9 protein-coding genes, 1 rRNA gene and 1 pseudogene are annotated in these 9,794 nt (G+C 48.5%); all 11 read left to right on the top strand.

Translation table 11 applies throughout. The annotated features are described in order from the left end of the window. Positions 1 to 63: 63 nt before the first annotated feature. Complete coding sequence (locus ACLTOQ_RS03405) at positions 64 to 1,587, top strand: ABC transporter substrate-binding protein (RefSeq protein ID WP_412318747.1); 1,524 nt, start codon at positions 64 to 66, stop codon at positions 1,585 to 1,587. A gap of 6 nt (positions 1,588 to 1,593) precedes the next feature. Continuing rightward, a complete protein-coding gene (locus ACLTOQ_RS03410; RefSeq protein WP_118762656.1) occupies positions 1,594 to 2,535 on the top strand; it encodes an ABC transporter permease in 942 nt (313 codons plus the stop codon). A 10-nt stretch (positions 2,536 to 2,545) separates the two neighbouring features. Further along, positions 2,546 to 3,349, top strand: coding sequence for an ABC transporter permease (locus tag ACLTOQ_RS03415; protein WP_337598714.1), 804 nt, complete (start codon positions 2,546 to 2,548; stop codon positions 3,347 to 3,349). A 4-nt stretch (positions 3,350 to 3,353) separates the two neighbouring features. Next, the gene (locus ACLTOQ_RS03420) at positions 3,354 to 4,181 is read left to right on the top strand and encodes an ATP-binding cassette domain-containing protein (RefSeq protein WP_337598715.1); all 828 of its coding nucleotides are present in this window, start codon (positions 3,354 to 3,356) and stop codon (positions 4,179 to 4,181) included. Beyond that, positions 4,174 to 4,929, top strand: coding sequence for an ABC transporter ATP-binding protein (locus ACLTOQ_RS03425; RefSeq protein WP_117963019.1), 756 nt, complete (start codon positions 4,174 to 4,176; stop codon positions 4,927 to 4,929). Before ACLTOQ_RS03420 ends, ACLTOQ_RS03425 begins: the two co-directional genes overlap by 8 nt. Before the next feature lie 6 nt (positions 4,930 to 4,935). Next, positions 4,936 to 5,451 (top strand): YqeG family HAD IIIA-type phosphatase, encoded by a 516-nt coding sequence (locus ACLTOQ_RS03430; RefSeq protein ID WP_349174294.1) that lies wholly within the window; start codon positions 4,936 to 4,938, stop codon positions 5,449 to 5,451. 15 nt (positions 5,452 to 5,466) lie between these two features. Next, positions 5,467 to 6,363 (top strand): shikimate dehydrogenase family protein, encoded by an 897-nt coding sequence (gene aroE / locus ACLTOQ_RS03435; RefSeq protein ID WP_412318748.1) that lies wholly within the window; start codon positions 5,467 to 5,469, stop codon positions 6,361 to 6,363. Positions 6,364 to 6,374: 11 nt separating this feature from the next. Continuing rightward, positions 6,375 to 6,857, top strand: a pseudogene (locus ACLTOQ_RS03440) (shikimate kinase); the annotation flags it as partial. A 408-nt stretch (positions 6,858 to 7,265) separates the two neighbouring features. Beyond that, positions 7,266 to 7,712: a type II 3-dehydroquinate dehydratase gene (gene aroQ / locus ACLTOQ_RS03445; protein WP_117963041.1), complete on the top strand. Its 447-nt coding sequence runs from the start codon at positions 7,266 to 7,268 to the stop codon at positions 7,710 to 7,712. Between the two features lie 8 nt (positions 7,713 to 7,720). Next, positions 7,721 to 8,587: a YitT family protein gene (locus ACLTOQ_RS03450; protein ID WP_021914593.1), complete on the top strand. Its 867-nt coding sequence runs from the start codon at positions 7,721 to 7,723 to the stop codon at positions 8,585 to 8,587. A gap of 687 nt (positions 8,588 to 9,274) precedes the next feature. Then, positions 9,275 to 9,794, top strand: a 16S ribosomal RNA gene (locus ACLTOQ_RS03455); the annotation flags it as partial.

Consider the following 9,794-nt stretch of genomic DNA (forward strand, 5'->3'; position numbering starts at 1 on the left):
GCGGACAGCTGCCGCAACCGAAAAGTACAACTGAATAAAGATCAAATCAAAAAGGAGAAACACATGAAGACAAAAGCAGGAAAAAAAGTTCTTTTGACTTTGGTGTGCGCAGCACTGACTATTGCACTGGGCGCGTGCTCGGGTGATAAGGCGGGAAAGGAATCTTCTCAGATTACCATTGGAATTCCTCAGGATGTGGACAGTCTTGACCCTCACAAAGCAGTGGCGGCGGGAACCAAAGAGGTATTGTTCAATGTATTCGAAGGTCTTGTAAAGCCTGACAGCGAAGGAAATTTAAACGATGCTGTAGCAGAGAGCCATACCATTTCGGAAGATGGAAAAGTGTATACCTTCACGCTTCGCGATGGGGTAAAATTTCATGACGGCACAACTGTTACGGCGGAAGATGTAAAATATTCTATTGACAGATGTGCCGATACCAGTAACGGTGACCCGTTGGTATCGGCCTTTTTGGCGATTGACAGCGTGAATATCATTGATGAGAAAACCGTTGAGATCGTATTAAAAGAAGGAAATACCGACTTCCTCCCTTACCTGACCGCAGCGATCATTCCGGCAGCCAACGAGGATCCGGAGAGCAATCCGATCGGAACCGGACCGTACAAATATGTATCCCGGTCCCCTCAGGAAAATGTGATCTTAGAGAAATTCGATGAATACTGGGGTACACCGGCAAACATCGATACCGTAAAGCTTCAGGTAATCGCGAATGCGGACACGATTGTGACCAGCTTAAACGGCGGTTCGGTTGATATGTTTGCGAGAATTTCCCAGGCACAGGCAGATCAGCTGTCCGATGATTTCGATGTGCTGGAAGGTACGATGAACCTTGTGCAGGCGATGTATTTAAACAATGCAAAAGAGCCCTTTAACGATGTACGGGTTCGCCAGGCACTTTGCTATGCGGTAGATCCGCAGGGCATTATGGACATGATTTCCGACGGCAAGGGAACGCAGATCGGCAGCAGCATGTTCCCGTCGTTCGGCAAATATTATATGGAAGAGTTAAATGATCTGTATGCGACCAATATCGAAAAGGCAAAGGAGCTGTTGACAGAGGCTGGCTATCCGGACGGATTTTCCTTTACGCTGACCGTTCCTTCCAACTATCAGCAGCATATCGATACCGCGCAGGTGATTGTAGAACAGTTAAAGGAGATCGGCGTAACCGCCAATATCCAGCTGATCGAATGGGAGAGCTGGCTGTCTGACGTTTATTCCGACCGCAATTACGAAGCGACCGTAGTTGGTGTAGACGCATCCAGTCTGACTGCAGCAGCGCTGCTGTCCAGATTCGATAGTACTGCTTCCAATAACTTCATTAACTTTAATGATCCTGCCTATGACGAAGCATACGAAGCGGCCGTAGCGAGCGCGGACGATGACGAAAAGACCGAATATTACAAGGAATGTGAAAAGATTCTGGCAGAGGATGCGGCAAACGTATATATTCAGGATCTGCCTTCCTTTGTAGCCCTGAACAAAAAGTACGGCGGTTACGAGTTCTACCCGCTGTATGTACAGGATTTTGCAAAGCTGTATATCGTTGACGAACAGACGGAGTAAAAATTCATGAAGTATTTGGCAAAAAAACTGGCTGGTTTTGTGATGACTATGCTGGTGGTATCTTTCCTGGTATTTGCGGCGTTTGCCGTAATACCGGGAGATCCGGCCACAGCGATGCTGGGCACGCAGGCGACCCCTGAAAAACTGGCGGCGCTGCGGGAACAGATGGGATTAAATGAACCGCTCTTGGTGCGCTTTGGCAGCTGGGCGGTCAATTTTATACAGGGAGATTTCGGAACCTCCTACAAGTATCAGATGTCGGTGCGCAGCATGATCGCCGAAAAGATTCCGGTCACGCTGACACTTACGGCGATGTCCTTTCTGATTATGGTGGCAGTTTCGATTCCGGTCGGTCTGTTCTGCGCGCATCACGCGGGTGGAAAGGTGGATCGTATCGTCCTGATCGTCGATCAGGTGATCATGGCGATTCCGCCGTTTTTTTCGGGCATCCTGATCACGCTTCTGTTCGGTCTTGTGCTGCATCTGTTTACACCGGGCGGGTATGTGTCCTATACGACGAGCGTCGCAGGGTTTCTGGGATACCTGATCTTCCCTTCAGTTGCGATTGCGCTGCCGAAAGCGGCGATGGCAATCAAACTGCTGCGCACATCCGTGCTGTCTGAGATGAAGCTGGATTATGTCCGCACGGCATACAGCAGAGGGAATAATACCAAAGGAGTGCTGTACCAGCATGTGCTGCGCAATGCGATCATCCCGGTTATTACATTCCTGGGCATGGCGCTTGCGGATATGGTCGCGGGAAGTATTGTTATCGAACAGGTGTTTAATATCCCCGGACTGGGCAGGATTTTGCTGACTTCAATTTCCAACCGGGACTATCCTGTAGTACAGGCGATCATTGTATTTATCGCATTTATCGTTATTTTTACAAATTTCCTGGTGGATCTTCTGTATCAGAAGATGGACCCCAGAATTACATTGGATTGATTAGGCGATTATGAAAAAGAAAATGAACAAAAATCTGACAGTTGGACTCTGGCTTACCGGAATCATGCTGACGCTGATTCTGGTAGGTTTTTTCTGGACACCCTATAATCCTGAGACGATGGATAACGCAGCAAAGCTATCCGGCGTCTCTTTTTCGCATCTGATGGGCTGCGACAATTTCGGACGGGACATTTTCAGCAGAGTATTAAAAGGCGGCGGCACGACGTTTTGCGTGGCGCTTGGCACAGTAGCGATCGGCACGGTATTTGGTGTTATCATCGGGGCGTTTACCGGATATTTCGGTGGAATTTTGGATGAAGTTTTGATGCGCATCAACGATGTGCTGTTTGCATTTCCAAGCATCCTGCTGGCGCTTGTGTTCGTAACCCTTCTTGGCGGCGGCACATGGAACGTGATTATTGCGCTGGGCATTGCATTTATCCCGAGCTTTGCGAGAATTGTCCGCGGCGAGTTTATCCGCTGTAAAAATATGGATTATGTCAGAAGCGCGAAGCTGGCGGGAGCGGGGGATCTGCGAATTATGTTTGTCCATATCCTGCCCAATACCGTACCGGTGCTTTTGTCTGCAATCATGATCGGCTTTAACAATGCCGTGCTGGCGGAAGCAGGGATGAGCTATCTGGGCATCGGCGTGCAGCCGCCGCAGTCCAGTCTTGGAAGAATGCTGTCGGAAGCACAGACCTATCTGTTTTCTGCCCCGGGCTTTGCGTTGTTTCCGGGAATTTTTCTGATTATGCTGGTGCTGGGATTTTCTCTGCTCGGAGAAGGATTAAAGGATCGGGAAAAGGAGTAAGGCGATGCTTGACGTTAAGGATTTGAATATCGAATTTCATGATCACCTGGTGCCCGAAACGGTTGTGCATCAGGTCAGCCTCCATATGGACGCAGGGGAGATCGTCGGACTGGTAGGGGAATCCGGTTCCGGAAAATCCATGACCGCACTGGCGATCGCCGGACTTTTGTCCCGCCATGATATGAAAAAAACGGGAGAAATTTTATTCGAGGGAACCGATCTGCTGCACTGCGAACGAAGCTTTTTAAGAGAGCTTCAGGGAAACGATATTTCCGTCGTTTTTCAGGAGCCGATGACATCGTTAAACCCGGTTTACCGCATTGGCTGGCAGGTGGAAGAACCGCTTCGCATCCATCATCCGGAGCTATCTGCGCAGGAGAGAAAGCAACGGGCGCTGACGCTGTTAAAGCAGGTGGAATTGGAAGACCCGGAGCGGATTTATCAGTCGTACCCGCACCAGATTTCCGGTGGACAGAGACAGCGCGTCATGATCGCGGCTGCGATGATCTGTGAGCCGAAGCTTCTGATTGCGGATGAACCGACGACCGCGCTGGATGTAACGGTTCAGGCGCAGATTGTGAAGCTGTTAAAGCGGATCAACCAGAAAAAAGGAACTGCCATTTTGTTTATTTCCCATGATTTGAGCCTGGTGCGCAGACTCTGCAGCCGCGTGATCGTCATGAAAGACGGCAGAATTGTGGAACAGGGAGCGATGGAGGATATTTTTGAGAACCCGCAGCAGGAATATACGCAGAAGCTGATTGCAGCAATTCCTCGCTGTGTCAAAAAGAATTCCGGACGTAGCGCAAAAACGGAGGAAGCACATGGCTGACGTGATTTTAAAGGCAGAGCATCTGAAAATCGGCTTTTTTTCGGAACGGCACAGCCTGTTTGAAAAGAGAAAACGCAACGAAGTGTTAAAGGATCTGTCCTTTACGATGGAGAAAGGCGAAGTGCTGGGGCTTGTGGGTGAATCCGGCTGTGGAAAAAGCACGCTCGCGAAGGTAATTCTGGGGCTGTTAAAGCCGGACTCCGGGACGGTGATCGTGTCCGGCAATCGTCCGCAGATGGTGTTTCAGGATCCGTATGGCTCCCTGAATCCGGCGAAGAAAATCGGCTGGATTATGGAAGAACCGCTTCGAATTCAGAGAAAGCTTCCTGGAAAAGAACGGAGGCAGAAGGTACTCGAAATGTTAAAAAAAGTCGGTCTGGATGAAAAAATTGCAGACCGTTACCCGAATCAGCTTTCCGGTGGGCAGAGACAGAGAGTCTGCATCGGGGAAGCGTTGATGACAAATCCCGGACTTTTGGTGGCGGATGAGGCGGTTTCTGCACTGGACGTGACGATTCAGGCACAAATTCTGGAGCTTTTGGAGCAGCTGAAGGAGGAAATGGGACTGTCGATTTTATTTATTTCCCACGATATGCGCGTTGTTTATCAGCTCTGCGACAGGGTTATGATTATGAAGGACGGCACAATTGTCGAAAGCGGTGATGTGGATACCGTTTATTTTTCCCCGCAGCACGAATACACAAAAGAACTGCTGGAGGCGGCAGGAATCGGGGAGGATGAAGCATAAATGGGCATGTTGGAAATTTTTTATCCGGATGAAACGGCGGATACCTCCTATGGAATCGATTACGAGGCGCTGTACCGAAAAGGATACCGCGGACTGATTTATGACGTGGACAATACGCTGGTGCCGCATGGCGCGCCGGCGGACGACCGTGCAAAAGCGCTGTTTGAAAGGCTGCATACCATCGGCTTTTCGGCGGTGCTTTTGTCGAACAATAAGGAACCGCGCGTAAAAAGCTTCGCAGAGGATGTAAAGTATGCAGACTATATTTTCAAGGCGGATAAGCCGTCGGTAAAAGGCTATGAAGAGGCGATGCGCCGGATGGGGACGACAAAAGAAACGACTCTTTTTATCGGCGATCAGCTTTTTACGGACGTCTGGGGCGCAAAAAGAAGCGGAATCCGCAGTATTTTGGTCAAACCGATCCATCCCAAAGAGGAAATCCAGATCATTTTTAAAAGACAGCTGGAAAAAATTGTGCTACACTTTTATTATCGGCAGAAAGGCCGGAAAGAAATGCAGTAAAGGAACTGAAACAGGATGGACGAAAAGGATACAGTAGGAGCAGTAGAGATCGGAGGCAGGACGAGACTGTGCGGTCTGATCGGGAACCCGGTGGAGCATACACTTTCCCCGATGATCCACAATACGCTGGCAGCGGCATGCGGCTGCGATATGGCATACCTGCCCTTTCTGGTGGAAAAGGAGGGGCTGGGTACAGCAGTCAAAGGTGCGTATGCGTTAAACGTGCTGGGCTTAAACGTCACAGTGCCGTACAAGATGGCGGTAATTCCTTATTTGGTGAGCGCAGATAAGCTGGCGGCAGATGTGGAATCTGTTAATACGCTCGTCCGCACAGAGGGCGGATACCGCGGCTACAACACGGATATGAGCGGCTTATACCGTGCGATGCAGGAGGATAAGGTTGAAATCAAAGACCGTGATGTCGTGATACTCGGCGCAGGCGGAGTTGGCAGGGCAATTGCGTTTTTGTGCGCACAGAAGGGCGCGGAACGGGTCACTATTTTAAACCGCAGTGTCGATAAGGCGTGTAGTGTTGCAGAAGAAGTGAAAGAGAAAACCGGCTATCAGGCGATCCATGCCAGAACAATTGCAGAGGCTGGAAGACTCGATGGAAGAGACTATCTGGCGATTCAGGCGACCAGTGTGGGATTATTTCCGGACAGCGAAAAGGCGGCAGTGGAGGACAGCGCTTTTTATGAAAAGGTGGGCACCGGCTATGACCTGATTTATCGGCCGGCGGAGACGAAATTTATGCGTCTGGTAAAAGAAAATGGCAAAGAGGCGTATAATGGCCTGAAGATGCTTTTGTATCAGGGTGTGGAAGCGTTTGAATTGTGGAATGACGTAGCAGTTTCCAAAGAGACAGCGGACAGAATTTATCAGAGAATGGAACAGGAATTAAGTGGAAAGTGAGGAAACAGGCAGTGGGAAATGTTGTATTGATCGGTTTTATGGGATGCGGAAAGAGCAGTGTGGCAGTAAAGCTTTCGTATCGGCTCAAGAGACAGATGACGGATACGGATCGTCTGATTGAAAAGAAACAGGGAAAATCGATTCGGGAAATTTTTGAACAGGACGGAGAAGAAGCGTTCCGGCAGATGGAGACACAGACGCTTCAGGAATTGAAGGAAACAGCGAAGAATCAGGTAATTTCCGTCGGCGGCGGAACTCCGGTGCGGGAAGAAAACCGTACCCTGATGAAAGAGATCGGAAAGGTAGTCTATCTGCGTGCAAAAGCGGAAACCTTATATGAACGGCTCAAAAAAGATACCAACAGACCTCTGCTGCAGGGCGGCGACGAGGATTTAAAGACAAAGATCCAGGGACTTCTTGAAAAAAGAAGCAGCGCGTATGAAGAAGCTGCGGATTTGATTATTGATGTGGACGATAAGCCTTTTGGACAGGTGTTATATGAAATCGAGCGCGGGATTCGTCCGTCCTACCGGGACAATGCAAACACAGCGTCGGAGGAGGGCGGTTATAAAGGAAAATATTCCCAGAGGTATCCGCTTGGTCAGCGCTTTGGTTATGGTACAAGGGCGCCCTACGGAAAACCTTCCTACGGCACATTTGGCTCTTACGGACAGTCTGCAGCCGGCAGCCGCTTTTTATCCGGCGGACGTTCTTCGTATGATGGACACACTGAAGGGGATTTACAGACACTGACAAACACCTGTTCGACAGAAGAAAAGGCTCAGTCCTATGGATCTCAGCCCTATGGGCAGTCCTCTTATGGGCAGCAGGCAGAGGGCGGTCAGCTCTTTTACAGACAGCAGTTTTCCCGTGCGGCGACAGAAAAAGAAAAGAAAAAGTCTCTGCGCAAGCTTTTGGTCATCAACGGTCCCAACTTAAACTTCCTTGGCATCCGCGAAAAAGGAATTTATGGCACGCAGGATTATAATGATCTGTTAAATATGATCGCACAGAAGGGACTGGACTGTCATGCTGCAATCAGCGTGTTCCAGAGCAATCACGAGGGTGCGATTATTGATAAAATCCAGGAAGCGTATTTTGATAAGACAGAGGGCATTATCATCAATCCCGGCGCTTATACGCACTACAGCTATGCCATCCGCGACGCACTGGCAAGTATTACCGTACCAAAGGTAGAAATCCATATTTCCAATATTATGGAACGAGAAGATTTCCGAAAAGTATCTGTGACAGCTCCTGTCTGCGATAAGCAGATTTACGGACATGGATTAAACGGATATCTGGAAGCAATAGATTTTGTACTGGAAAAACTTGACGAACAGGAATGAGTTGAAGTATGCAAAAAAGATGGAATTTTGCAGGAATGATAAAAGAAATAGGGATTCTGACCGCCGCAGTAGCAATTATTGCGGCGGCAGTCTATTTTTTCCTGGTGCCGAGCCATGCGTCGGTCAGCAGTATTTCCGGCCTTGGCATCGTAGTATCTAATTTTATACCGCTTCCGCTGTCCGCGATTACGATGATCCTGAATGTGGTTTTATTGGTGATCGGCTTTCTTACCTGTGGAAAGGAATTTGGGGCAAAGACAGTCTATACGAGCATTATGCTGCCGTTGTTTCTGGGGATGTTTGAACTTCTGTTTCCTGATTTTACTTCCCTGACTGACAGCCAGGAGCTGGATGTGCTTTGCTATATTCTGGTCGTCAGCATTGGATTAAGCATCCTGTTTAACCGAAATGCATCGTCCGGCGGACTGGATATTGTGGCGAAGATCATGAATAAGTATCTCCATATGGATCTGGGAAAGGCGATGTCCTTATCCGGCATGTGCGTAGCGCTTTCTGCGGCACTCGTATACGATAAAAAGACGGTGGTGCTGAGTATTCTGGGCACCTATTTTAACGGAATCATTTTGGATCATTTTATTTTTGACAACAATATCAAACGCCGTGTCTGCATTATTACGAAAAAAGAAGAACAGCTGCGCCGCTTTATCATAGAAGAGCTGCATAGTGGAGCAACGGTTTACGAGGCAATTGGCGCGTATAATCTGGAAAAGCATAATGAAATCATCACAATCGTGGATAAAAGCGAATACCAGAAGCTGATGAATTTTATCAATCGGGAGGATCCGAAGGCGTTCATCACGGTGTATACGGTGTCCGATATGCGTTATCAGCCGAAGGTGTGGGAGAAAAAGTAAAAAAGTAGGCAGAATGGAGGACGGTACAGTTCCACGCGCCATTCGCAATACAATAGAATGCACGCTCCGCGAACCTTCTATTGTCATGAACCACGCCTGCGGTGCTTCCCGCGGTGGCTGCGCCACCGTTGCTTTTGCTCATAGAGCTACGAAGGAACTGTTGGTTAAAAAAGTGTTGACGTTTGTCTGCAACTGTGATAATATATCATTCGTCACTGAGATATGTGACATGGACTTCTAAAAAAGTTCAAAAAGTGCTTGACATCGACAAACAGTCCTGATATACTTTATGACTGTTGCGGCAATCGAAAGCAACACGGATTTCTGAAAAGAAATTCAAAAAATAAAAAATGCTTGACACGAGCTGAAAGTTCTGATAAACTAATGAGCTGTTGCTGTGAGTGATAAGCAACCGGGTTTTGAAAGAAACCTGAAAACAAAATGAAAAAAGTTCTTGACAAACAGAACTGCTTATGATAGACTCAATAAGCTGTCTGAACGACAGGAACGAAAGTTCTTCTGGAAATACTTCCAATAAGAAGAACAGCACCTTGACAAATAAACAGTAATGCAACCCTGAAAATTCCAAACAGAACAAAAAGTTCTGAGAGAAATTTCAGAGAACAAAAACCTAAAACAACAGTAGAACGGTAAAATTAGCCAGACTGATTTTGACCGGACAAACTTAAACATGAGAGTTTGATCCTGGCTCAGGATGAACGCTGGCGGCGTGCCTAACACATGCAAGTCGAACGGAGCTGCTTTGATGAAGTTTTCGGATGGATTTAAAACAGCTTAGTGGCGGACGGGTGAGTAACGCGTGGGTAACCTGCCTCACACTGGGGGATAACAGTTAGAAATAGCTGCTAATACCGCATAAGCGCACGGTTCCGCATGGAACAGTGTGAAAAACTCCGGTGGTGTGAGATGGACCCGCGTCTGATTAGCCAGTTGGCGGGGTAACGGCCCACCAAAGCGACGATCAGTAGCCGGCCTGAGAGGGTGAACGGCCACATTGGGACTGAGACACGGCCCAAACTCCTACGGGAGGCAGCAGTGGGGAATATTGCACAATGGGGGAAACCCTGATGCAGCGACGCCGCGTGAGTGAAGAAGTATTTCGGTATGTAAAGCTCTATCAGCAGGGAAGAAAGTGACGGTACCTGACTAAGAAGCCCCGGCTAACTACGTGCCAGCAGCCGCGGTA

The sequence above is a fragment of the Gallintestinimicrobium sp. genome, from assembly GCF_046968865.1.
Lineage (GTDB): Bacteria > Bacillota > Clostridia > Lachnospirales > Lachnospiraceae > Gallintestinimicrobium > Gallintestinimicrobium propionicum.

Excerpts from the sequence above, each read along its gene's own strand:
- ACLTOQ_RS03450 (WP_021914593.1), top strand. The coding sequence starts at position 7,721 with ATGCAAAAAAGATGGAATTTTGCAGGAATGATAAAAGAAATAGGGATT.
- ACLTOQ_RS03420 (WP_337598715.1), top strand. The coding sequence starts at position 3,354 with ATGCTTGACGTTAAGGATTTGAATATCGAATTTCATGATCACCTGGTG.
- ACLTOQ_RS03410 (WP_118762656.1), top strand. The coding sequence starts at position 1,594 with ATGAAGTATTTGGCAAAAAAACTGGCTGGTTTTGTGATGACTATGCTG.
- ACLTOQ_RS03415 (WP_337598714.1), top strand. The coding sequence starts at position 2,546 with ATGAAAAAGAAAATGAACAAAAATCTGACAGTTGGACTCTGGCTTACC.
- ACLTOQ_RS03425 (WP_117963019.1), top strand. The coding sequence starts at position 4,174 with ATGGCTGACGTGATTTTAAAGGCAGAGCATCTGAAAATCGGCTTTTTT.
- ACLTOQ_RS03405 (WP_412318747.1), top strand. The coding sequence starts at position 64 with ATGAAGACAAAAGCAGGAAAAAAAGTTCTTTTGACTTTGGTGTGCGCA.
- aroE (WP_412318748.1), top strand. The coding sequence starts at position 5,467 with ATGGACGAAAAGGATACAGTAGGAGCAGTAGAGATCGGAGGCAGGACG.
- ACLTOQ_RS03430 (WP_349174294.1), top strand. The coding sequence starts at position 4,936 with ATGTTGGAAATTTTTTATCCGGATGAAACGGCGGATACCTCCTATGGA.